Here is a 24,833-nt window from a genome sequence, read left to right on the forward strand (position 1 = left end):
CACTTCAAAATTTATGCTTTATCATATCGTCAATCAAAAATCAGTCGGACGTTGTCCAATCAATTTTTGCCACTGCTCATCAACAAAGTTTCTCAAATTTTGCCATTCATCATCATTTACCACGCTTGACTGCTCCGCCAATGCCAGAGCATGGCTTTTGGCTCGCAATTGCAAATAACTGTCGGTTAATTTTTGACAAATATCTGCCGATAAAATATCGGTTTTGCCAAGCTCTTCAAAAATCCGTACATTGTCGCTCCACACCGCCAATTGCGGATAATCGTGAGCATACGCCAACACCGCAAATTGCGCCATAAATTCAATATCCACCATACCGCCAGCGTCTTGTTTAAGGTGAAACAAGCCTTGTTCACGCGTGTGTTTATCACTGCCAAGGTGGTCTTGCATTTTGTGTCGCATTTCAGCAACGTCAATCCGCACCGCATCAAGCTCTCGTGGCATACACAGAATTTGTTCACGAATTTTGTCAAATTGTTTCATGACATTTTTATCACCACAAATCGCTCTGGCACGCACCAATGCCTGATGTTCCCACGACCATGCTTTTTGTTCTTGATAAATCTGATAGGCATGAGCCGACACCACCAGCATACCTGCCTGCCCAGACGGACGCAGACGCATATCAATCTCATAGACACGCCCATCACGAGTTTGGGCGGTCAGATAATTCATCAACCGCTGTGCCAAACGTGTGGCAAATTGCATACCGCTAATCGGTTTTTCACCGCCCATCGTCATCGCCTGCTCGTCAATATCATGGATAAATACCAAATCAAGGTCGGAGCTATAACTCATCTCCAGTCCGCCCAACTTGCCATAACCAATCACGGCAAAACCGTTATTTTTTTCGTTCACAGGTTCGCCACGAGCATTGACAGGAAAACCATGTTTTTTTACCAAAGATAAAAATACCCGTTCCAACGCTTTTTCAAGCACCACTTCGGCGATAAAAGTCAAAGAATCCGACACTTTCATAATCGGACGTTCCGCCAAAATATCGCTTGCTGATACTGCCAACACTTGGGTTTTTTTGAAAAAACGAAATGCGTTTAACACGCCTTCTTCATCATTTGGTTCAACTCTTAACAATTGTTGGCGTAAAATATCACGCAATTCGTCTTTGTTTGGCAAATGGCGGTATTTTTCACGCAAAAACGAATCGAGCAACACAGGGTGGCTTGCCAATTCGGTCGCTATCCAAGGGCTTGATGCCAACATTGGAATCAGTTTGGCGGTCGCTTGTGGGTTTTCGCTAAACATCACCAAATAAATAGAACGGCGACTAACCGCTTCAAGCAAGGTCAAAAGGCGTGGCAATGCCAAATTCAATGCGTCATCATCAACTTGTAACAACGCATGAACGAGCAAGGGGTAAGCGGTTTCTAAACGGTTTTTGGCTTCTTCGCCCAGTTTTTTTACCAAATTACTTTGCCAAAAATCTTGTAATTTTTGGCGGTTTTCTTCGGTCAAACGTTTATCCAAACCTTGCAAGTTGTCATCATGATTGACTTCAATTTTTTCGTTAGACTGCTGACGGTCGGCAACCAAATTATCAAACGGCACTTTTACCATTTTTCGATAACTATTTAACTGATTAAGCAAGGCTTGCCAATCATCAAAGCCCAACACTTGGGCTAAATTGTGTTGCCAAAATGGGTCGGTCGGCAGGCGTTGGGTTTGCTCGTCATTGATGGCTTGAATACCATGTTCCAATCGGCGAAAAAATCGGTAGGCTTGTTGTAAATTATCAAACGTTTGTTTGTCAATATAGTCCATTTCGTGCAATTTTTGCATGGCGATTAGACAATTTTTTACTTTTATCGGGGTTACTCGTCCGCCATAAATCAGCTGAAACGACTGCACAATAAACTCAATATCCCGAATCCCGCCTGCCCCAAGTTTGACATTGTCAGTGTCTTGGCGTTGTTCCACTTGGTTTTGAATCAGTGATTTCATCTCACGCAAGGCGGTAAACGTGCTGTAATCCACATAATAACGAAACACAAAGGGCTGAATTAACGCTTGTAAATTATCATTAAAATCAATGGGATTGAGCACGCGAGCCTTGAGCCACGCAAAGCGTTCCCACGCTCGTCCATGTTGGGCAAAATATTTTTCAAGTGCGGACAAATGTATTGCCAAATCACTGCCATCGCCCCACGGACGCAGTCGCATATCAATGCGAAACACAAAGCCGTCTTGGGTCGGCTTGTCCAACAATTCAATAATGCCTTGACCCCATTTTTTCATAAAAGTTTTGGTGTCAATGCACTTTTTACCATCGGTTTCACCTTGCCCTTTATGCACAAAAATCAGGTCAATATCGCTGGATAAATTCAGCTCTTTCGCCCCCATTTTTCCCATCGCAATAATGGCTAAATCGTCCTTTTTTTGGCGATTGCCATCATAATAATACGGCTCGCCATAGCGTTTTGTTAAGTTTTGATAAACAAAATCTTTGGCAAAAATCAAACATTCATCGGCAAATCTGGTCAGCTCTAAAGTCAGTTGTTCCAACGAAATCAAGTTTAACGCATCTTGCCAAATCCAGCGTAACATCAATAAGTTACGCAACACTCGCAAGCCACGCATGACACAAGTTTCATCACCAATCACACAATCATCATCTAAGGCATAATCTCGGATTAAATCTTTAATCTCTTGCTCAGTCAAAGTTTGGTTAAGCGGATAACTTTTGATAAAAGATTGGGTAACCAAAGGCTTGTTTTGCCAAAGTTGATAGGCAAAATGGCTGGCTTTTTGTAATTGTAAAATTTCGTCCGAAGTTGGCAATGACGCTGGCATCGTTTTTTTCCATAATTCACTATTGCAAAATTTAACAATAACACATTTAGCCATTGTTTTAAAAGTTTTTTTGTGATTTTTTTAAAAATTTAAGTTTATCAATCAAAAACTTTTATTTATAAAACACAAAAATCACATTGATTATTTTAACATTTTTACGCCATCAGCATTTGCCAACAAAAGTATATCTGCTTTTTGCTTGGCAAAAATACCGTTACACACCACGCCAACGATGTTGTTAACACGGCTTTCTATCGCTACAGGGTCGGTAATGTCAAGGTCGTACACGTCCAAAATCAGATTGCCATAATCGGTAACAAAGCCTTCACGATAGACAGGCTCACCGCCCATTTTGACAAGTTCACGAGCCACATACGAGCGAGCCTGTGGCAATACTTCAATCGGTAAGGGAAAGCCTACGCCCAATTGTTTCACCCATTTGCTTTCGTCCACCATACAGATAAACTGTTTTGACGCTGCCGCCACGATTTTTTCACGGGTCAAAGCACCGCCACCGCCTTTAATCAGTTGCAAATTTTCATTGACTTCGTCCGCCCCATCAATGTACAAATCAAGCTCGCCTGTTTGGTTTAAATCCATGACTTCAATGCCTAAGGCTTTAAGCTTATCTTCGGTAACTTTTGAGCTTGCGACCGCCCCTTTAAGATTTACTTTTGGTAACAGGTCAATCAAGCAATTGACGGTACTGCCTGTGCCAACGCCTAAAATCATGCCTTGTTCAATCATGGTTAAGGCTTTTTCGGCAACGGCTTGTTTGAGTTGTTGTTGGGTCGGTTGTGTGTTCATAGTGGTCTTCATCGTTGGTTAAAAATTGACGTATTTTAACAAAATTTTTGACAAATAACAGGGTTTTTCAAAAAATAGACCTCTTTCCAAACCTTAATAGTGATTTGGTATAATACTGATTTTTAGAAAAAACAGCAAAAGCATGATACCCGAACAAGCAGAAAAACTCAGTGACGCACAATTTAAACGCTACTTTGGCATCCAAAGAAGTACCTATACTCATATGCTCACCATACTACAAGAAGCATACAACGAACAACACAAAAAAGGTGGCAGGAAAAATGAAATCAGCCTAGAAAACAAGCTCATGCTGACTTTGAGTTACTACCGAGAATATCGCACCCAATTTCACCTAGGGCAAGACTTTGGTATCAGTGAAAGTGCTGTCTGTAAAACCATCAAATGGGTAGAAAGCATACTGATAGCCCACAAAGACTTTGCCCTACCTAGCAAAAAGGCTTTATGGCAAGACCCAAACCTTGAAACCGTACTGATAGACGCAACCGAAGTACCTTGTGAGCGACCCAAAAAAAGCAACGCAGGCAATACTCAGGTAAAAAGAAACACCACACCTTAAAAGCACAAATCGTTGTCGATAAAAACAGCAAAAAAATACTTTGTACCCATTTTAGCAAAGGTAAAACCCATGACTTTAAACTTTACCAATACTCAAAAATGCGTATAAAGCCTAGTATCTTAATCCAAGTAGATTCGGGCTATCAAGGCATACACAAACACCATGCCAATAGCAAATTCCCAAAAAAGAAAACCAAGCTTAATCCACTATCTAAAGTTGACAAACAAGCCAATCGAGAATTAGCTTCTGAACGGGTAACCAATGAACATGTTATCGGCAAAATCAAACGTTTTAAAATCCTAGCCTGTCGTTATCGTAATCGCAGAAAACGCTTTGGCTTAAGGGTTAATTTGATTTGTGCCATTTATAATTTCGAGTTGGGTTAGTTTGGAAAGAGGTCTAATGTTATAACAAAAGTTAATGCGCTAAATAACGATTTTTACGCATTTTTTGGTGAAAAAAACTTGCAAGCGGTGCATAAAAGTCCTATAGTGGTTAGCAAATTTTTTAAGAACCTGTATTCATAACGTTTTTGCAATGAAAAATGCGATAAATCGCCCGCTTTTCAAGGAAAAAACGAAGACTGATAGTTATTCTATCAGGCAAGTTTTTGACGCAGAAAAGTAAGATTTAGCCATTTTTCATACAAAAGCAAATAAATATTTACTTTTAAAACTCGTAAAATTTTACTGCGTAATATTGTGAATACAGGTTCTAAAATTATTTTTACAATTTTTTTTAAAGGAAAATTCTATGTCATCAAATTGGGTACGCCTTATCCTACAAGCCACCGTCTATGACGCAGCCATTCAAACCCCACTTGAACCTGCCAAAAAATTAAGCCTAAAATTTAACAATGATATCCGTTATAAACGTGAAGATTTGCAACCTGTTTTTTCATTCAAATTGCGGGGGGCGTACAATCGCATTAGCCAGCTTTCTGCCGAAGAACAAGCCCGTGGCGTTATTTGTGCGTCCGCAGGCAACCATGCCCAAGGCGTTGCTTATTCAGCAACACGGCTAAATTTAAACAACATTATCGTCATGCCGACCACCACGCCAGATATCAAGGTGAGTGCGGTTAAAGCGTTGGGCGGAAATGTGGTATTGCATGGCGATAGCTTTGATGAATCAAACCGTTACGCCATTGAACGAGCCAAAACAGACGGCTTGACCTTTATTCCGCCTTATGATGACGAATTGGTGATTGCAGGGCAAGGCACAATTGCGATGGAATTGGTACAACAATGGCGAAAAATGGATTATGTGTTTGTTGCTGTTGGCGGTGGTGGCTTGATTGCAGGGATTTCGGCATTTTTGGGTGAAGTTGCACCGCACGTCAAAGTCATTGCCGTTGAGCCTGAAAATGCCGCTTGTTTAAAAATCGCCCTTGAAACAGGCGAACGCACACGCTTACCGCAAGTTGGGCTATTTGTGGACGGTGTTGCCGTTGCCCAAATTGGCGAATTGCCCTTTAAAATCGTCAATATGCCAAAAAGCGACAACTCTGGCAACGTCATCGAGCCTGACGTGGTGACTTGTAGCAATGACGAAGTCTGTGCTGCCCTAAAAGACGTTTACGAAGACACTCGCAGTATCGTTGAACCTGCTGGGGCGTTGGCGGTGGCGGGCATGAAAAAATATATCCAAGAACATAACATTCAAGGCAAAAACTGCGTAGCAATCTTGTGCGGTGCAAACATGAATTTTGACCGTTTACGCTATATCGCTGAACGCACCGAAATTGGCGAGAAAAAAGAAGCCATCTTTGCCGTTACCATTCCTGAAAAAACAGGGGCATTTTTGGACTTTTGCCGAGCATTAAAAGGACGCAACATCACCGAATTTAACTATCGCCTAAACCCGAGCCAAGCCGATGCCAATATTTTTGTCGGCATTGCGTTAAAAGAAGGGCAAAAAGAACGCCAAGCGATTTTTGAACTGCTTACCACCGAAGGTTATCAAGTCGTTGATTTAACCGATGATGAAATTGCCAAAACCCATATCCGTTATTTAATCGGCGGTCATGCTAATTTAAACGACGAACAAATTTTTAGAATTATGTTTCCAGAACGTCCAATGGCGTTGTTAAACTTTTTGGAAAAATTGGGACAAAATTTTAATATTTCGCTATTTCATTACCGCAATCATGGGGCGGCAGAAGGGCGGATTTTGGCAGGGATTCAAATGGGTGAACAAACGGCGGAAACCTTGCAAAACACCCTACAAAATATCGGCTATGAATGTGAAAATATTACCGATAATTTGGGGTATCAAATGTTTTTAAAATAATTAATTATTTTTTAAATAATTATTAAAATATTTTCACAAAATTAAGGCTTATCACAGCGATAAGCCTTGTTTTTATTAAACTTTTAAACAAACCCTTAAAAAAATTATGACTAGAATTAACATCATTAACGTAACGCTTTTAACAGACCAACATCTGTTCGCTGAATATCGTGAAATTACTCGCATTTTTGCCCTTGTCAAACAGGCGTGCGACAAGTATAGCTATGTTGAAATTTGCAAAAAAATCGTGCCGACTTACCGCATGAGTACGGGGCATGTGCTGTTTTTTTATGATAAATTGGCGTTTATTGAAAACCGCTATTTTGCCTTGCGTGATGAAGTGTTAAAACGTGGTTTTAACATTACGCTTAAGGACGATATTGTCGATTTTCGGCAAGTGATTGACGAACGGTTTTATGGTGATTTTTTGCCAAATAACGCTGATAAAGCGGTGAATATTGAGCGATTAATTGAAAAAATCCACGCCAAGCCAAATTGGTATAAGATGAATGGCGTGGTGATTGATGATAAAAAATATTGTGTTGAATTAACAAAATACGGAAAATTATCGCCATGATGAAACCATATATTTTTAAAAAACGTCATATTTTTTATCTAATAATTTTCTTATTTATCAATTATTTACATTTTGTTTTCTTTATGACAGATATTTATCGGCAATGCTTTGATGGTAAATGCGTGAGCGTGGCTAGACTGACACAGGGGCGAGATACATTTTTGCGAGTTTATGACCAAAAACTGTACACAACTTTATTTAATAATTTTTATAACCATGCTCAATATCCACTTGAAACAGGCGTTTTGATTGGTAAACAAACACAAAATGATAAAATTGTCGTGATTAGTGATGTGTTACCAACAAGAAAAGGCGATTTATCAAATCATCTGATTTTTAAAGAGCAAACAAATGCTTATTATACAGATAATCCTAATGCCATTGCATTTGACAAATTACCACATTTTTAAATCACTTTTTATTAAAAAGCTTGAAAACTTATCCAAAACCCATAAATTATCCTTGTTAAATAAAAAGCTAAATTTTTGAAAAAACAACGGAGAAATTTATGACCCAACAAACACATGTTTTTGAAACCGAAGTCGCCCAACTTTTACACCTTGTAACTCACTCACTCTACTCAAATGCCGATATTTTTGTGCGTGAGCTGGTGTCAAATGCGTCTGACGCTTGCGACAAGTTGCGTTTTTTAGGCAATGCCGATGACAGCCTTTTTGAAAACGACAGCGAGTTAAAAATCCGCATTGACATTGACAAAGATGCCAAAACCATTAAATTTATTGACAACGGTATCGGTATGAACCTAGCCGATGCGATTGAAAATTTGGGTACGATTGCCAAATCTGGCACAAAATCATTTTTAGAAAAACTTAGCGATGCTCAAAAACAAGACGGCAATTTAATCGGACAATTTGGCGTGGGTTTTTACTCAGGCTTTATCGTTGCCGACACAATTACCGTTGAAAGCCGAAAAGCAGGCGAACTAAGCTCGCAAGGCGTACGTTGGGTGTCAAACGGCACGGGCGAATTTACCACAGAAGCCATTGACAAAGCCGAACGTGGCACAACCATTATTTTGCACGTCAAAGACGAACACGCTGAATACCTTGACCGCCATAAAATCAAAACATTAGTCAATAAATATTCTGACCACATTAGTTTGCCCATTCAAATGCGAAAAGAAGTGTGGCAAGAAGAAGAATTGACCGAAGAACAAAAAACCAATGGCGAAACCGCAAACGGTCAAATGGTCGCAACCGATGAATGGGAAACGATTAACCAAGCCAATGCCTTGTGGACACGCTCGGCAAGCGAAATTGAAGACGAAGAATACAACGAATTTTACAAAAACTTGACGTACGATTATGACGAGCCATTGACTTGGTCGCATAACCGTGTGGAAGGGCGTTTGCAATATACTCAACTTTTATATATTCCTAAAAAAGCCCCATTTGACCTGTATCAACGTGAACAACAACGTGGTTTAAAATTGTACGTCAAACGTGTGTTTATCATGGAAGATGCTGAACAATTGTTGCCTATGTACTTGCGTTTTGTCAAAGGCGTGATTGATACCGCCGATTTACCACTTAACGTTAGCCGTGAAATTTTGCAAGAAAGCCGTGATGTCAAAGCCATTCGGGACGGCAATGCACGCCGTATTTTGACCGTTTTGGCAAGCTTGGCAAATAGCGATGAAGCCGAAAAACAAGAAAAGTTCAAGCAATTTTATGCCGAATTTGGCAATGTGCTAAAAGAAGGGCTTGGCGAAGATATGCCAAACCAAGAAAAAATCGCCAAATTGCTCCGCTATGCGACTAGCACCGATGACAACGTGGTGACAAGTTTTGCCGATTATAAAGCTCGCATGAAAGACGGACAAAAGGCGATTTATTATCTGACCGCTGAAAATTTGGCAAGTGCCAAAAATAGTCCACAATTGGAAGTGTTTAAGAAAAAAGGCATTGAAGTTATCTTGATGACGAGCCATGTGGACAATTGGGCGATGAATTTTATCCACGAATTTGACGGCACACCACTACAAAACATTGCCAAAGGTGCGGTAGATTTGGACGATTTGACCGATGAAACGGAAAAAGAACAAGCCAAACAAGCCGAAGAAAACTTAAAACCAATTGTAGAAAAACTTAAAAGTGTGTTAAGCGGACGTGCCAAAGATGTGAAAGTGTCAAATCGCTTGGTGGATAGCCCTGCGTGTTTGGTGGTTGGCGAAGGCGAACTTAGCCCACAAATGGTACAAATGCTCAAACAAATGGGGCAACCTGTGCCAGAAAGCAAACCAACGCTTGAAGTCAATCCAAATCACCCTTTGATTCAAAAGTTGGAAACGTCAGAGCAGTTTGATGACCTAGCTCAAGTGGTGTTTGACCAAGCGGTATTAGCGGACGGTGGTCAGCTTGACGACCCTGCAGGGTATTTAAAACGTGTAAATGCGTTGTTGTTAAAATAATGTGCATTAACAAAAAGCGAAAACTTCGGTTTTCGCTTTTTTATTTTATCGCCAATTTTTGACAAATATCCAACATACGATTGGCATAGCCCCACTCGTTATCATACCACGCCAGCACTTTAAACTGCTGACTATTAGTATTGCCAACTGACATAGTCTGCAAGCTATCAATCACCAGCGAATACGGCTCATGGATAAAATCGCTAGACACAAGCGGTTCATCACTAAGCCCCATAATATCGGCAAAATCCTGCTCGCTTGCCTGTTTTAGCACTTGGTTAATTTTATCAATATTTGTTGGTTTTTTAAACACAAAATTCACGTCAATAACCGCCACATCAACGGTCGGCACACGGATAGAATAACCGTTAATTTTGCCAATCATATTCGGCAACACTCGCCCCACCGCCCCGATACTGCTTGACGTGGTCGGCACGATATTATGCCCAGACGCTCGCCCACGCCTAAAATCTCGGTGGGCTTGGTCTAGCACGGTTTGGTCGGCAGTTACGGCATGGATTTCGGTCATCATGGCGGTGTCAATGCCAAAGGCGTTATCAAGTACATACAGCAACGGCACGACCGCCTGCGTGGTGCAAGATACGCTGGATAAAATCGGCTTGTTACGGCTTAATTCGCTGTCATTCACGCCTAGCACGATACTTGCGTCCACTCGGTCAAATGGGGCTGACCCAATGATGACTTGGTTCGCCCCTGAGGTGATATGCTGATAGGCTTGTTCGTAACTGCGAAAATGCCCTGTACTTTCTAACACCAAATCCACTTGGTAATCTTTCCAATCAATTTTTGTTGGGTTTGGTTGTTGTAAAATGGCGATTTTTAAAATTTTATTGGCAATTTTGATGATAAAATGCGAATATTGTGTGTCATTTTGCCATTCGGTTTGTAGTTCAATTTGTAAATCAATACGTTGGTGCAAACGTCCATGCGTACTGTCATATTTTAGTAGGTATAAAAGCGTTTCGGCATCGGCGATGTCGTTAATAGCAACAATGTCAAAGTCAAAAGTTTGCGGATTTTTGGCAAAACGTTCAAGGTAGGCTCGCAAGACGTTGCGACCGATACGACCAAAGCCGTTAATGGCGATTTTTAATTTTGGGCTTTTCAATTTTTTTCCTTTACAAATTTATTAATTACCAATGAATACAATGCCTTTATTTTGTTGATTTAGCCATTTCGCCAATTCTTCAAATGATTTTTTAATTATCAATATTTATTTAATAAATTTATCTGATTGAACCGAATTATTAAATATTTCTTCGCCCAATAATCTAAAATAATGACAATTTAAAACCGTAGAATAAAAATGACTTTTTTCCAAATCTTTGTTATGTTGAACATCTGATAAATAATTTGCGATTTTTAATGATTTTTGAGAAAATCTTTCAATATTATCGGTATAAATATTATATATTTCAAGAAAATCATCATTTGTTATACATTCTTCTGCAGGCACATCAAAATATTGTGTCCATGTATAACCATGAATATAAACAGATTCTTTTTCCCAAAAATTATATACATAATTGCCTAAATCTTTATCATAATCCAACGTATGATTTTGTAATTCAATATAATAAGTACCACCAAAATTTTTAACATCTTGTGAAGTTAAAATATAAGATGAATTTAGTTTATTTAATTTTATAAAATACTTTTCAAAATCACCAAATTTATTTTTCAATAAATAATAAAGCAAGACGAATTTCATTATACCCATATTTAGCCGACAAAAAATCATAAATTGGCTTAATCTTTATCGCCCCATTCTCATCTTTATCATCAGCCTTATCACGCTGTTTTATCCTATCATACGCCTGTTGCACATTGTCAATCATCTGCTCATCAGTATCAGAGCGAATATGCTCAATCGGCAAATCCGAAAATTGCGTCTGCAAACGGCTAATATGGTTCATAATCGTGGATTGGGCAAGGTTGCGAATATCAGCAATTTCAGTGATTGACAAATTTTCTTCTAGTAATTTTTTGGTTTCCAAATAAGTATCAGACAACTTACCATCATCATCAGCGTGCTTTTCGGCTAACAGTTTGGCTTTGCGTTTTAGAGCGAGATTTTTTTGTTCAATGATTTTTTCATTGGCTTGAATACGGATTGGGTCATTTGTGCCAAAATTTTTGATGATAAAATCTTTTTGTTCATCGGCAATTTTTTCAGGATTTTGACGTAAAAATGTATCTGCAAATTCTTCGGACAACGCCATAAAACGGTTATCTGCCCCACGAGCCGTTGGGTCAAGTTGCAAACTTTTGTCATTTAATCCCAACAATCGCAAACCCGACAACTGTTTTAACCGAGATAACGCCACATAACCCTGCCCTTTTTCAAAGGTTTTTGACAAATCAATCTCCGCACTGTCCAGCGTCATGCCTTGACTTTTGTGAATGGTAATCGCCCACGCTAGCGTCAAAGGAATGTGATAATACGCCGCCAAAATTTCGCCTTCTTCGTCTTCCACTTTCCAAGTGTCATATTCGGCAATCACTTTGCGACCGTCATTGAGCAACACCACAGGAAACAAGGTTTCGCTCATTTTGCTTTCATGGTGGATATTTTCATCGTCTTGGGTTTCGGTGTCGCTGTCGGCATTTTTATTTTTTTCAGATTTTTTGTCCTTGCTTTTGTCATCGTCCTTTTCAATAAAAGTCGGTTGAAAATCAACAATTGTTCCCATCGTACCGTTTGACACGTTTAAATCGTTGTTATTTTTGATAAACATCACTTTTGCACCGATTTTTAGCGTTAATTCTGGCGTGGTGCGTACCGATTTTTTTAAATTTTCCAACAATTTTTCATCACCTTCACCCCAAGCGGTAAAAAGTTTGGCTTCGGTGGTTAAATTTGCCAATTCTTTATCATTGATGTTTTGTACATTAATATTGTGGGTATAAAGTCGGGTACGAGATTGATTTAACTCATGATTTTTGGTGGCTAATAACGCAGGAATGATGTCTTGGGTAAATTGTTGTGTGCGGATTTGGTTTAAAATCGCAATCAAATCCAAGCCAAAATAGGTATTATTTGGCGTTTCATCATCGGATTTTTGGCGGTGCTGTTCGGTCAAATAACACACGGCAAAATCGGCATCTAGCCAAGATTTTGCCATAAAAGCAAACTTTTCTCGGTTGGTTTCTTCGTTTTTGCCAACAGGGGGCAACTGAAAAAAATCGCCCGCCACCAGCAACTGCACGCCACCAAATGGCAAATCGTTGTCTTTGACCGCTTGTAACATTTGATTTATCATGTCAAATTGTTTTAAATGCAACATAGAAATTTCGTCAATCACCAATACTTTGGTGCGTTGTATCCGCTCAACCAGTTGGGTTCGGCGTTTGACACGGTTGATATCGCTGGTCGTCAATTCGTCCAAAATACCAATGCCAGACCAGCTATGAATGGTCATGCCGTTCATGTGCGTGGCGGCGATGCCAGTGCTTGCAGTAACGGCAACGTCAATGTTGCGGACACGCAGATAATGCAAATATTGGTTGATGGTGTAGGTCTTGCCTGCCCCTGCCGAGCCTGTCAAAAAGACGTTTTTGCCTGTTTTTAAGATATCAAGTGCGGTGGATTGTTTCATGTTGGCTGATGTTTGTTATTTGTTAAAAATTGTGCTGTTAAAACTTGCTACTATAACAAAAAAAAGGGCTAAACGATAGCGTTTAACCCCAAAATCAAGCCAAATAATCAACTTTTTTAAACGATTTTTAAACAATTATTTTTTAAACATTGGCAACTTGCTGTTTTCTAATTTCATCACAACGTCTGGTAATTTGTCCAATGCCGTTTCAATCACCGCTTGACTTGCTTGAGCAAAGCCCAATTTTTCGGCTAAGGTTGGTTTTTTACGAGTTTGCAAGGCATATACTTGATGGGTTTTTAACAAATCAAGCAAATAACTGTCAGACGTTTTTAATTCATCAACCAATTTTAAATCAATCGCATCTTCACCGTACCAATGCTCGCCTGTCGCCACTTTGTCAAGTTCAAGCTGTGGGCGATATTTGGTTACAAAATCTTGGAAAAGTTTGTGCGTTTGTTCCAATTCTTCTTGAAATTTTTGTTTGTCTTCTTCGTCATTTTTGCCAAAAACAGTTACAGTGCGTTTGTATTTACCTGCGGTGAATACTTCCACGTCGATGTCATGTTTTTCTAACAAATCGTGAAAATTTGGCACTTGGGCGACCACGCCGATTGAGCCGACCACCGCAAACGGAGCAGACAAAATTTTATCCGCCACGCACGCCATCATGTAGCCACCGCTTGCCGCAACTTTATCCACACAAACTGTTAAAGTCAAACCTGCGTCCTTGATGCGAGCGAGCTGTGCCGCAGCAAGCCCATAACCATGCACCATACCACCTGCTGATTCAAGGCGAACCACAACTTCATCACCTTGATTAGCGTTACTTAACAATACATTAATTTCTTCACGCAATTGAGCGACATCACTTGCTTTAATATCTCCATGAAAATCAAGCACATACACATTGTTTGGTTCGTCTTTGTTTTTGGCAAATTTGGCTTTTTCTTTTAAGGTTTGTTTAATAAATTGTTTAACAGCTTTTTTGTCCGCCGTTTCTAACATAAACTGTTGTTTTTGGTGGTTTTGCACTTTGTTTAGATGAATGATTTTTAGTTCGGTTGGGTGTTTGTAGGATTGAAATAACATGGATTATCCTTTTTTTGGTTCAATTTTTTGCTTAAATATCTGTTATGTATGTAGGCAAAACTTGGATTTTTCAATATTTTTGACAAATAAAATGACAATTTTTAAAAAAATCGGTGCAATATGGTTGTGAAACTTTGGCAAACAAGGCATAATATCCGTTTAAATTTTTTTAATTAAGTTGGATAAAAATTATGATGCGTACACATTATTGCGGTAGCGTTACCGAAGCATTAAATGAACAAACCATTACCGTTTGCGGTTGGGTACACCGTCGCCGAGACCACGGTGGGGTGATTTTTTTGGATATGCGTGACCGTGATGGGCTACTGCAAGTGGTGATTGACCCAGATACACCAGAAGCCTTTGCCACAGCCGACTCTGCCCGTTCTGAATATGTATTAAAAATCACAGGTCGTGTGCGTAACCGTTACGCAGGTACAGAAAACAAAAACATGACAAGTGGTAATGTGGAACTTTTGGCAAAAGAGATTGAAATCATTGCCAAATCAGAAACACCGCCATTCCCACTAAACGATGACTTTACCAACGTATCAGAAGAACTTCGTTTAAAATACCGTTTCTTGGACATTCGCCGTCCAGAAATGCTTGACCGTTTGCGTTTTCGCTCAAAAGTTACCACATTAATCCGTAATTACCTTGATGAAAACGGCTTTTTGGACGTGGAAACGCCAATTTTAACTCGTGCCACACCTGAAGGGGCAAGGGATTATCTTGTGCCAAGCCGTGTGTCAAATGGTGAATTTTATGCCTTGCCACAATCGCCACAATTATTCAAACAATTGTTAATGGTTGGCGGTATTGACCGTTATTACCAAATCGCCAAATGTTTCCGTGACGAAGACTTACGTGCTGACCGTCAGCCAGAATTTACCCAAATTGACATTGAAACATCATTCCTAGATGACAACGACATCATGGACTTGATGGAAGGCATGACGGTTAAATTGTTTGACGAGCTAATGGGTATTAAATTTGACAAATTTGAACGTATGCCGTACAGCGTTGCTATGCGTGATTATGCATCTGACAAGCCAGATTTGCGTATTCCGTTAAAATTAGTGGACGTGGCTGATTTGATGCAAGACGTTGAATTTAAAGTATTTGCAGGTCCAGCCAAAGACCCGAAAGGTCGTATCGTTGCCTTGCGTGTGCCAAATGCAGGTAGCTTGCCACGTAGTCAAATTGATGAATACACCAAATTTGTCGGCATTTATGGGGCAAAAGGTTTGGCGTACATCAAGGTGAATGAACTTGAAAAAGGCATTGAAGGCTTGCAATCGCCAATCGTGAAATTTATTGAACCAATCGTCTTAGAATTGTTACAACGTGTTGGTGCAGAAAACGGCGACATCGTGTTCTTTGGTGCGGATAAAGCCAAAATCGTTAATGACGCTATGGGGGCGTTGCGAGTTAAAATCGGACATGATTTGAACCTTTTAACAAAAGAATGGGCACCATTGTGGGTTGTGGATTTCCCAATGTTTGAGGAAACTGATGATGGCAAATGGACATCGGTTCACCATCCATTCACCAAGCCAAAAGGCACGGTTGATGAGATGAAAAATAGCCCAGAAACTGCCCTATCTATCGCCTATGACATGGTGCTAAACGGTACAGAAATCGGTGGCGGTTCACTGCGTATTAACACGCTTGAAATGCAAAAAGCCGTATTTGAAGCGTTAGGTATCAGCGAAGAAGAAGCCGAAGAAAAATTCTCATTCTTGCTAAATGCGTTAAAATACGGTGCACCACCACATGGCGGTCTTGCCTTTGGTCTTGACCGTTTGATTATGCTGATGACAGGTGCAAGCTCAATCCGTGATGTGATTGCCTTCCCGAAAACCAAAACCGCAGAATGTCCATTAACCGAAGCCCCTGCCGAAGTGGACAGCAAACAACTGCGTGAACTTGGCATTCGTGTGCGTGAAAAAGAGAAAAAAGTGGAATAAATTTTATCCGCTCTTTTATAGCATATTTTTATTCAAACTATGATGAACGCTTTTTCATTCATTCGTTATGTGCCAATGTGGTGTTTGTACCTGTTGGCACATTTTGTCAGTTTTATTATCAGATTACGCCCCCATACAGGCGTAATGCGTGTTGTTCATATGAATTTGCAGTTGGCTTATCCAGCATTGTCTGAGCGTGAGCGACATGTATTGGCAAATCAAGCCATACGTAATCAAACACTCAATATGGCAGAATCACTAAAAAGCTGGGCAATGCCACCGCAATGGGCAATCAAGCAAATCCACACTGTTCACAATCAAGAAATATTGACACAAGCCCTAGCCAACCCCAACGGTATGCTTGCCATTGTGCCACATCTTGGCACTTGGGAAATGATGAATGCGTGGCTTAATCAATTTGGCTCACCGACCATCATGTACAAACCTGTCAAAGGCGAAAAAGCCAACCAATTTGTACTACAAGGACGGCAACGCCTCAATGCCACGCTTGTACCCACTGATGGCAGTGGCGTAAAGGCGATTTTTAAAACCCTAAAAGACGGTGGTTTTAGCATTATTTTACCAGACCATGTGCCAGATTTATCAGGCGGTGTGGTTGTGCCTTTTTTTGGCATTCCAACATTAAGTAGCACCCTTGCCCCAAAACTTGCCAGCAAAACCCATTGTGCGTTAGTCGGTTTAACTTGTGTTCGCCGTGATGATAGACAAGGTTTTGATATTTATTGTGATAAACTGGATAATCCCGCGTTGTATGACAAAAATATTGAGATTACTACCAGTGCGTTAAACGATGAAATCAAAACCATGATAAACCGTTTTCCAAACCAATATATGTGGGGCTATAAACGCTTTAAACACGTGCCAAATTATCCAAATTTGTATAACGATACAGCCGATTTTAACAATTTGGTCGCCCATTTAAAACGCCCACAAATACCTTAAAACTCCCACCCAATCAAAAAAGTAAAACAACCATGAACCACACCAACCAACCAACTGACAATGAAAACCGCTACATTATTTGCATGAAATGGGGTGCAAAATACGGTGCAGAATACGTCAATCGCCTGTATAACATGGTTAAACGCAACTTAACTTTACCGTTTCAAATGGTCTGCCTAACGGACGACAGCACAGGCATTGACCCCAATGTCAAATGCTACCCCATTCCAGAGCTTAACTTACCGCCAAATCTGCCCGAGCGTGGCTGGAAAAAACTCACCACCTTTAAGCCAGAATTGTATGACTTAAAAGGCACGGCATTGTTTTTGGACATTGATATTGTCATTGTAAATAACATGGACTGCTTTTTTACCCATAAAGCCGAGCATGACGATAGCGTGATGATTATTCGGGATTGGAAAAAACCGTGGCGAATGGTGGGCAATTCATCGGTTTATCGTTTTAAAGTTGGGCAAAATACCTACCCCAATTTATTAAGCTATTTTGAGCAAAATTTTGAAAAAATCCGTGGTGAAGTACGTCACGAACAGGCATTTTTATCCAACTATTTGCGAGAACATCATCACCTAGAATATTGGGACAGTTCGTGGTGCGTAAGTTTTAAATATCAATGCGTACAGCCATTCCCAATGAGTTTTTTTAAAGCACCAATCTTGCCAAAAGATGCCAAAATGGTGATTTTTCATGGCGAAGTCAATCCACCTGATGCCATTATTGGCAAAAGTGGCAAATGGTATCGCAAGGTATTGCCAACGGATTGGATTAAGGATTATTGGAAATGAGTGATTCTAAATTATCCGTGGTGATGATAGTCAAAAACGAAGCCGAAAACCTAAAAATATCCCTACCTGCGGTGGTGGATTTTGCCGATGAAATCATCATTTTAGACAGTGGCAGTACGGATAACAGCCAACAAATTGCCGAAAAATATGGGGCAAAATGGTTTGTCAATACCGATTGGCAAGGCTTTGGCAAACAACGCCAACTTGCCCAAAGTTATGCCACAGGGGATTGGATTTTGGCATTGGACGCTGATGAAGAAGTTACGCCACGCCTAAAACAAAGCATTTTAAACGTTATTAACAGCGAACCGCAAGATACCGTCTATGGCATTAAACGCCTTGATTTTGTTTTTGGTCATCAAATTGACAATGCCTTGTGGAGTGTAAAAGCCCATTGGCGATTGTATCCCAAAAAGTTTAGTTATGACAATAACTTAGTGCATGAATCTGTGGTGTTAAATGGGGCAACGACCGCAAAATTAGACGGATTTTTACATCATCATACCGCACCAACACCACTTTTTTGGTTAGAAAAACGCCTATTTTATGCCAAAGCATGGGCGGACGACAGACACGCACAGGGCAAAAAAGGCAAGTTTTCTAAAGTAATTTTAAACCCACTTTGGGCGTTTATTAAACAATACATTATTGATGGGCGGTTTTTGCAAGGCAAATATGGGCTGATTTATTCGCTATTTTTTACGCAATACACCTTTAATAAATACGCCATTTTGTACGATTTAACGCACAATCAAGCTGAAACGGCTTTTTTACAATCGGTGAAAATGGCAAAAAATTTACAACCGATTGATTTATCAAATAAAAAATCCACACTTTCGCTGGTGATGATTTTAAAAAACGAAAGCAAACATTTATCCGCTTGTTTGGAAACGGTTAAAGATTTGGTTGATGAGATAGTCATTTTAGACAGCGGAAGTAGCGATAATACCGAACAAATTGCCAAAAGTTATGGGGCAAAATGGTTTGTGAATACCGATTGGCAAGGCTTTGGCAAGCAACGCCAACTCGCCCAAAGTTATGCTACGGGCGATTATGTGTTGGTGCTAGATGCCGATGAACGCCTTGACCAAACCTTACGCCAAGCCATTGCCGATGTGCTTTGTGAGCCTGTGCAGACCGATAAAGTGTACAGTCTTGCTCGTGTGAATACGTTTTGCGGTGTGGAAGTGCAAAAACGCTTTTGGTATACCGATAAATTGGCTCGGTTGTACGCCAATTCTCAGTTTAAATATTCCGACCTTGAAGTGCATGAATCGCTTGACCAAAAAGGCGTGCCAAGTGTAGTGTTAAAGGGTTATTTACCGCATATTACCAACGATAATTTGTATCATTTTTTGTTAAAAAATGTGCGTTATAGCAACGATTGGGCAAATGAAAAATATAAACACGGCAAAAAAGTTGGGTTTATCGGTTTGATGTTTCGTGCGTGGTTTTCCTTTATCCGTGAATATGTGATACGTGGCGATATGCTGACAGGGGTGTATGGCTATATTTTAGCAGTGGCATCAATGGGTTATACGTTGGATAAATATATTATTTTGTGGTGGCTTCATCATTCACAGCAGGAAAAATAATCATGAAAAATTTCGTCATCAGTCTTACTACCGCCACGCAACGTCGTGAACATATCACGCAAGAATTTAGCAAGCAAAATATCCCTTTTGAATTTTTTGATGCCATTACCCCAGACACAATGGTGCAAGCGTGCGAGCGATTAAACATTGATTTAATCAATAATCAATGCTTATCAGGTGGGGAAAAAGGCTGTTTTTTAAGTCATGTGATATTGTGGCAAAAAATGCTTAATGAAAATTTGGATTATATTGCCATTTTTGAAGATGATATTTATTTGGGTAAAAATGCACAGTTATTTTTTAATGATGAAAATTGGTTAAAAAACAATCAAATTGATTTTATCAAAACTGAAACTTTTTTACAAAAACGCAAATTAGGCTCTGAAAGTGTTCTTTTAGTAGATAATAGAAGTGCTAAACCATTAAAAGAATATCATCTTGGTACAGCAGGTTATATTATTAGTCAAAAAACAGCTTTGTCTTTGTTAAATTTTATTAAAACACTTGATTTAGCGAATGAATATTTTGCGATTGACCAACTTATGTTTGATAGATATATGCAAATTAAAGATAGTTTACCAATTTATCAATTATTTCCTGCGATTGTTGCTCAAGAGTTTATACTTTATCCATCACAAAATGCAATGCCAAGCGATATAAAAAATGCTCGTGAACAACGAGTAAAGCCAAAACGCACCTTAAGTCAAAAACTAAAAGGCGAGTTATCAAATGCCTATCGCAAAACATTTGGGAATTTGAGTAGAGAGTTAATTGAGTTTAGATAAAATGAAAAATTACGTTATTAGTCTAGCCACAGCTCAAAACCGCCGTGAGCATATTACACAAGAATTTGCTAAGCAAAATATGCCATTTGATTTTTTTGATGCCGTCATACCAAAAACTTCTTTTGACATGGCAAATAAACTAAATTTAGACATAAATCATCATAATGATTTATCGCCTAATGAAATTTCTTGTTTTTTAAGTCATGTGTCATTATGGCAAAAGGCTATTGATGAAAACTTGGATTATATTGCGATTTTTGAAGATGATGTATATTTATCAAACACCGCTAACCAATTTTTATCCAACACAAATTGGATACCAAGTGATGTTCATATTATTAAGATTGAAAAAATTAATGAAAAAATTAATAAACTCAAAAATACAAAAATGATTAATAAACATCAGCTTGGCAAATTATCTTGTGTGCATATTGGTGCAGGTGGCTATATTTTATCAAGCAAAGCTATAAAATCCTTATTAAATTTTATTAAAAATAAGCCAATTGAGCATATTGACCAGATTTTGTTTAGAGATTATTTTACTAGTGGAGAGTATGATATTTGGCAGATTAATCCTGTGTTATGTATTCAAGATTGTATTTTATATCCAGATAATCAAAAATTTCAAACATATTTACAATGGCGAGAAAAAATTGATAAACCAAATAAAATAAAACTGTCATTTTTCAGAAAGCTTATCAGAGAGGTTATCCGACCTTTTAAACAATTATGTTTTAAAATCTTTTACCCCAAAATTACACTAGTTTTTAAATAAAAAAATTATTGATAAAAACTCGACTCTGTTGAGCATTTGACACTTAAAACCTTTTAGTATAAAAGACTGGAGTGTAAAAGTTCAACTTATTCTAATTAAAATTGAGTGTCTTGGTGAATATTTTTTTATGTGCCTGCTTAAAAGGTCTGGTTAATTCTCGAAAAATTTTTTGCCAAAGATTTAAATGAATGTTTTTAGGGATTAATCCCATATTTTGTGGGTGAGTTCTTTCTTTCCGTTCTTTTTGAATAATGCTTTCAAATGTACTATTACTATTTAATACAGCATCTTGAATACAAATAGGCTTAAGCATTTGAAAAACGTCAACTTCTGATAAGAATTTATCAAATATAACATGATCAATAGGCATTAGTTGCTTGTTTTGAGATAAATTTCCAAGAATTTCCAAAAAAATTTTAGCCCATTTTTTGGTAATTAGGTAACCAGCTGTACCGAAATGCACACTTTTGAGTTTGGATATTTTTATATATTGGCTAATCGATTGTGTTTTTGCTAAATATACAGGCATTTGAAAAGTCTCTATTTTTATCACATTCAAAAGCTTAATTTGATTTAATACTTTTTGCCTATTTATTTCTTCAAAAAAATAAGAGCAGTCTTGTGATAAAAAAATATCATCTTCAAAAATACAGAAATAATCATACTCACTATTTAATAATTTTTGCCACAAACTAATATGGCTAAAAAGGCAAGCTATTTCTGAATTTTTTAGAAAAGTATCAGTTAAAGATATGTCAAATTTTATAGATAAGTTATCAATTTGGTTCGGTGTGATAGCATCAAAAAACTCAAATGGTATATTATATTTACCAAATTCATTACAAATATGTTCTCTTCGGTCTTGAGAAGTCGTTAAGCTAATCACAAAGTTTTGCATATAAATATTCTTGTTGTCAAATAAAATGATTACTATCTATAATTTTCTAAACTTGGGCGTAAATGATTTTCATAGCCTATTTTTTGCATATATTTTAAACATAATGGGTGAAAAATATCCCCTAAAATATTTGTCCAAGCGATTGGATAGCCTTCATTATCACCCCAAATATTACCACGATTTTGCTCTAATTTATCTGCATAAAAATCCATGCGGTGCAATAATTCAGCATACCACTCTTGAGTGAAAGGCGTATTGGGACGACAAATATAAGCCACATTGCCAATAATTCTTGAAAAATTCGCCTTTAAATCTTGTCCTAATTGACCGTCAAGTCGTGCAACGTCATTTTTTTTCAATTCAGGATAACCAAGTATATAATGGTTGCTACTATTTAATTTATCAAAATAAGGTTGCCATGAACTTTGACATTCTTTTATATCACTATAGCCACCGCCAAAATGGTGCATAAAATAACATCTTAAATAATCTGCTTTATGGACTAACGACAAATAAGGATAAGCTGGATGTAAAGGTGCATTGGGTAAAATATAATCTTGTAAATTTTGTGGTGTGATTAACACAATTTCAACATCAGATTTATCTTTGAGTGCTTGCAAACAACGCTGACGATTTTCTGTTAATGGGTTATCGCCTGTCCAAAAAACATAAATTTTTTTATCAACTTTTGTATCAATATCTACATAATTAGGAGCATGATGATTTAAAAAAGTATCTTGGTACAATTTTTGATTGTAATGATAAGGAAAAAATTTTGATTTTTGTTGATTAATAAATAATCTAATCTTATGCTTGAGTTCCATTTTTCACCACAGATAAAGGAGTATACTAACAAAAAATTGTTTTTAAAAAAACACATTTCTTTTTATTTTAGCATAAAATACCAATATATGATAGAATTATGCAAAGATTATAGCAACAAAGAAATTTAATAATGCTCCACAAACTCACCTTCGGCACATTTTCCGAGAAAGACACCGCCAGTTTTATGCGATTGATGATGTATATCAAACCCTACAAAACTCGCATCATCATCGCCCTACTGGCAATTTTGGGTATCGCCATTTGTGAAAGCTACTTATCTGCCTTTATCGCCCCCTTAATCAATCAAGGCTTTGCCATACCTGACAACATCGCCCCTGTACAACAAAATAGCGGTTTGATGGCTGACTTAATCCATTTAAAAGACCAATTTCACCACTTAATTTGGGGAACAGAAAATAAAATTTGGATTGTGCCGATTTTTTTTATGGTGTTGGTCGTGTTTCGTGGCGTTTGTCGTTATGTCAGCAGCTATCTATTGACGTGGGTGTCTATCATGGCGGTCAGTCATTTACGCCGTGATATGTTTGATAAAATGCTGTCGCTGTCGGTAAAATATCACCAAGAAAAGTCGGCTGGCGATATGCTGATGAACATCTCGCACATGGCAACCACCGCCCTGAGCAGTGCAAGCGATGTCTTTATCACACTCGCTCGTGATACGCTGATTGTCGTGGGTTTGGTGTGCGTGCTGTTTTATTTAAACTGGCAATTGACCTTGATTATTTTGGTGATGTTTCCGATTTTATCTTTTATTTCAAAATATTACCGCAATCGTCTAAAAAACATCATTGACACTTCGCAAAAAAGCGTGGGCGTGTTAAATACCGTCATCAATGAAACACACGAAGGCAACCGTGTGATTAAACTGTTTGGCGGTCAAGGTCAAGCTCGTGATAAATTTACGCAAGTCAATGAGTTAATTGTACATTTAAACAAAAAAATTACCCAAGCCAACGTAGCTCGCTCGCCAATTAATGAAATCATTGGTTCTATCGCCCTTGCTATTGTTATTTTTATCGCACTTTGGCAAAGTCAAAACGGCGTAACCACTATTGGTGAGTTTATGGCATTTATCGTGGCGATGATGCAGATGTTTGGACCAATTAAAAATTTGGCAAACATCAGCGTCCCTATGCAAACCATGTTTTTGGCGGCGGATTCGGTCTGTGAATTTTTGGACACCAAGCCAGAAGAAGACAACGGAAAGATAGAATTGACAAACATCACAGGCACTTTAGAGTTTTGCCATATTAGCGTACAATACAATGCCGATAGCAAAAAAGCCCTTGATGAGTTTAACCTATACATCAAAGCAGGCGAAAAAGTCGCCCTAGTGGGCAAATCAGGGTCGGGCAAAACCACGGCAGTAAACTTGCTCCCACGTTTTATTTTGCCAACTGATGGCAAAATTTTGCTAGATGGTGTGGATATTCAAGACGTAAAATTGGATAATTTGCGTTCACAATTTTCGCTCGTTTCGCAAGATACCTTTTTGTTTGATGATACGTTGTTTAACAATGTGCGTTATTCTCGCCCTACTGCTACCGAAGAAGAAGTCATTAAGGCGTTAGAATCAGCTAATTTGATGGAAGTGGTAAAACAATTACCGCAAGGCATTCATCAGCCGATTGGGGCAAATGGCAGTCAGCTCTCTGGCGGTCAGCGTCAGCGTGTGTCTATCGCAAGGGCAATTTTAAAAGATGCACCGATTTTATTACTTGATGAGGCGACCAGTGCGTTAGATAACGAGTCCGAACGCCTTGTACAGCAAGCCTTAGAACGCTTAATGCAAGGGCGGACAAGTATTATTATCGCACACCGTTTAACTACCATTGAACAAGCCGACCGCATTATCGTGATGGACGAGGGCAAAATTATTGAACAAGGCTCACATGATGAGCTGATGATGGCGAATGGGTATTATGCTAAACTTAAGAATTTAACCAATTTGACTAATTAGTTAAGCAACGAAACAA

20 protein-coding genes are annotated in these 24,833 nt (G+C 38.6%); 12 read left to right on the forward strand and 8 right to left on the reverse strand.

Going from position 1 to position 24,833, the window contains the following annotated elements; translation table 11 throughout:
* Positions 1–33: 33 nt before the first annotated feature.
* Together glnE and rpiA are read right to left on the reverse strand one after the other, a co-directional pair.
* On the reverse strand, positions 34–2,826 hold the full coding sequence (glnE, locus tag ACGTJS_RS12415; protein ID WP_315043191.1) for a bifunctional [glutamate--ammonia ligase]-adenylyl-L-tyrosine phosphorylase/[glutamate--ammonia-ligase] adenylyltransferase: 2,793 nt from the start codon (positions 2,824–2,826) through the stop codon (positions 34–36).
* Between the two features lie 141 nt (positions 2,827–2,967).
* Complete coding sequence (rpiA, locus tag ACGTJS_RS12420) at positions 2,968–3,645, reverse strand: ribose-5-phosphate isomerase RpiA (RefSeq protein WP_410472303.1); 678 nt, start codon at positions 3,643–3,645, stop codon at positions 2,968–2,970.
* Positions 3,646–3,775: 130 nt separating this feature from the next.
* Here rpiA and ACGTJS_RS12425 point away from each other — a divergent pair.
* The 5 genes from ACGTJS_RS12425 (at position 3,776) to htpG (ending at position 9,510) form a co-directional block, all read left to right on the forward strand.
* Positions 3,776–4,596 (forward strand): IS5 family transposase gene (locus tag ACGTJS_RS12425; RefSeq protein WP_410471559.1). Its coding sequence is split into 2 segments (ribosomal slippage): positions 3,776–4,160 and positions 4,160–4,596, totalling 822 coding nucleotides; the frame shifts between segments, so codons are not numbered across the junction.
* Positions 4,597–4,963: 367 nt separating this feature from the next.
* Positions 4,964–6,502 (forward strand): threonine ammonia-lyase, biosynthetic, encoded by a 1,539-nt coding sequence (ilvA, locus tag ACGTJS_RS12430; protein WP_410472304.1) that lies wholly within the window; start codon positions 4,964–4,966, stop codon positions 6,500–6,502.
* A 106-nt stretch (positions 6,503–6,608) separates the two neighbouring features.
* The gene (locus ACGTJS_RS12435) at positions 6,609–7,079 is read left to right on the forward strand and encodes a pyrimidine dimer DNA glycosylase/endonuclease V (RefSeq protein WP_315043194.1); all 471 of its coding nucleotides are present in this window, start codon (positions 6,609–6,611) and stop codon (positions 7,077–7,079) included.
* An 83-nt stretch (positions 7,080–7,162) separates the two neighbouring features.
* Positions 7,163–7,489: a hypothetical protein gene (locus tag ACGTJS_RS12440; RefSeq protein ID WP_315043195.1), complete on the forward strand. Its 327-nt coding sequence runs from the start codon at positions 7,163–7,165 to the stop codon at positions 7,487–7,489.
* 98 nt (positions 7,490–7,587) lie between these two features.
* Positions 7,588–9,510, forward strand: a complete 1,923-nt coding sequence (gene htpG, locus ACGTJS_RS12445; protein WP_410472305.1) for a molecular chaperone HtpG — start codon at positions 7,588–7,590, stop codon at positions 9,508–9,510.
* Positions 9,511–9,550: 40 nt separating this feature from the next.
* Here the strand turns inward: htpG and ACGTJS_RS12450 are convergent, their stop codons facing one another.
* The 4 genes from ACGTJS_RS12450 to sohB form a co-directional block, all read right to left on the reverse strand.
* On the reverse strand, positions 9,551–10,639 hold the full coding sequence (locus ACGTJS_RS12450; protein WP_410472306.1) for a type I glyceraldehyde-3-phosphate dehydrogenase: 1,089 nt from the start codon (positions 10,637–10,639) through the stop codon (positions 9,551–9,553).
* A 105-nt stretch (positions 10,640–10,744) separates the two neighbouring features.
* A complete protein-coding gene (locus ACGTJS_RS12455) occupies positions 10,745–11,251 on the reverse strand; it encodes a hypothetical protein (RefSeq protein ID WP_410472307.1) in 507 nt (168 codons plus the stop codon).
* Positions 11,205–13,130, reverse strand: a complete 1,926-nt coding sequence (locus ACGTJS_RS12460) for an AAA family ATPase (protein WP_315043678.1) — start codon at positions 13,128–13,130, stop codon at positions 11,205–11,207. The genes ACGTJS_RS12455 and ACGTJS_RS12460 overlap by 47 nt, the downstream gene beginning before the upstream one ends.
* 135 nt (positions 13,131–13,265) lie before the next feature.
* A complete protein-coding gene (sohB, locus tag ACGTJS_RS12465) occupies positions 13,266–14,222 on the reverse strand; it encodes a protease SohB (protein WP_315043675.1) in 957 nt (318 codons plus the stop codon).
* Between the two features lie 191 nt (positions 14,223–14,413).
* Between sohB and aspS the strand changes: the two genes are divergently transcribed.
* From aspS to ACGTJS_RS12495, 6 genes are read left to right on the forward strand one after another with little or no spacing between them, the layout of a single operon-like run.
* Entirely contained in the window at positions 14,414–16,192 is a 1,779-nt protein-coding gene (gene aspS, locus ACGTJS_RS12470; protein WP_315043673.1) for an aspartate--tRNA ligase, read from the forward strand.
* Between the two features lie 39 nt (positions 16,193–16,231).
* On the forward strand, positions 16,232–17,155 hold the full coding sequence (locus ACGTJS_RS12475; RefSeq protein ID WP_410472308.1) for a lysophospholipid acyltransferase family protein: 924 nt from the start codon (positions 16,232–16,234) through the stop codon (positions 17,153–17,155).
* 32 nt (positions 17,156–17,187) lie between these two features.
* Entirely contained in the window at positions 17,188–17,958 is a 771-nt protein-coding gene (locus ACGTJS_RS12480; protein ID WP_315043671.1) for a glycosyltransferase, read from the forward strand.
* Positions 17,955–19,553, forward strand: a complete 1,599-nt coding sequence (locus ACGTJS_RS12485; protein ID WP_410472309.1) for a glycosyltransferase family 2 protein — start codon at positions 17,955–17,957, stop codon at positions 19,551–19,553. The genes ACGTJS_RS12480 and ACGTJS_RS12485 overlap by 4 nt, the downstream gene beginning before the upstream one ends.
* Positions 19,554–19,555: 2 nt before the next feature.
* Complete coding sequence (locus ACGTJS_RS12490; protein WP_410472310.1) at positions 19,556–20,338, forward strand: glycosyltransferase family 25 protein; 783 nt, start codon at positions 19,556–19,558, stop codon at positions 20,336–20,338.
* Positions 20,325–21,113 carry a glycosyltransferase family 25 protein gene (locus tag ACGTJS_RS12495; RefSeq protein ID WP_410472311.1) on the forward strand — a complete coding sequence of 263 codons (789 nt, stop codon included), beginning with the start codon at positions 20,325–20,327 and terminating at the stop codon, positions 21,111–21,113. Before ACGTJS_RS12490 ends, ACGTJS_RS12495 begins: the two co-directional genes overlap by 14 nt.
* Before the next feature lie 91 nt (positions 21,114–21,204).
* Here the strand turns inward: ACGTJS_RS12495 and ACGTJS_RS12500 are convergent, their stop codons facing one another.
* Together ACGTJS_RS12500 and ACGTJS_RS12505 are read right to left on the reverse strand one after the other, a co-directional pair.
* Positions 21,205–22,011, reverse strand: coding sequence for a glycosyltransferase family 25 protein (locus tag ACGTJS_RS12500; protein ID WP_410472312.1), 807 nt, complete (start codon positions 22,009–22,011; stop codon positions 21,205–21,207).
* A gap of 32 nt (positions 22,012–22,043) precedes the next feature.
* Positions 22,044–22,835 carry a hypothetical protein gene (locus ACGTJS_RS12505; RefSeq protein WP_410472313.1) on the reverse strand — a complete coding sequence of 264 codons (792 nt, stop codon included), beginning with the start codon at positions 22,833–22,835 and terminating at the stop codon, positions 22,044–22,046.
* 131 nt (positions 22,836–22,966) lie between these two features.
* Here ACGTJS_RS12505 and msbA point away from each other — a divergent pair, with 131 nt between their 5' ends.
* Positions 22,967–24,817, forward strand: coding sequence for a lipid A export permease/ATP-binding protein MsbA (msbA, locus tag ACGTJS_RS12510; RefSeq protein ID WP_410472314.1), 1,851 nt, complete (start codon positions 22,967–22,969; stop codon positions 24,815–24,817).
* The last annotated feature ends 16 nt before the right edge of the window (positions 24,818–24,833 follow it).

The sequence above is a fragment of the Faucicola mancuniensis genome, assembly GCF_046523945.1.
Lineage (GTDB): Bacteria > Pseudomonadota > Gammaproteobacteria > Pseudomonadales > Moraxellaceae > Faucicola > Faucicola mancuniensis.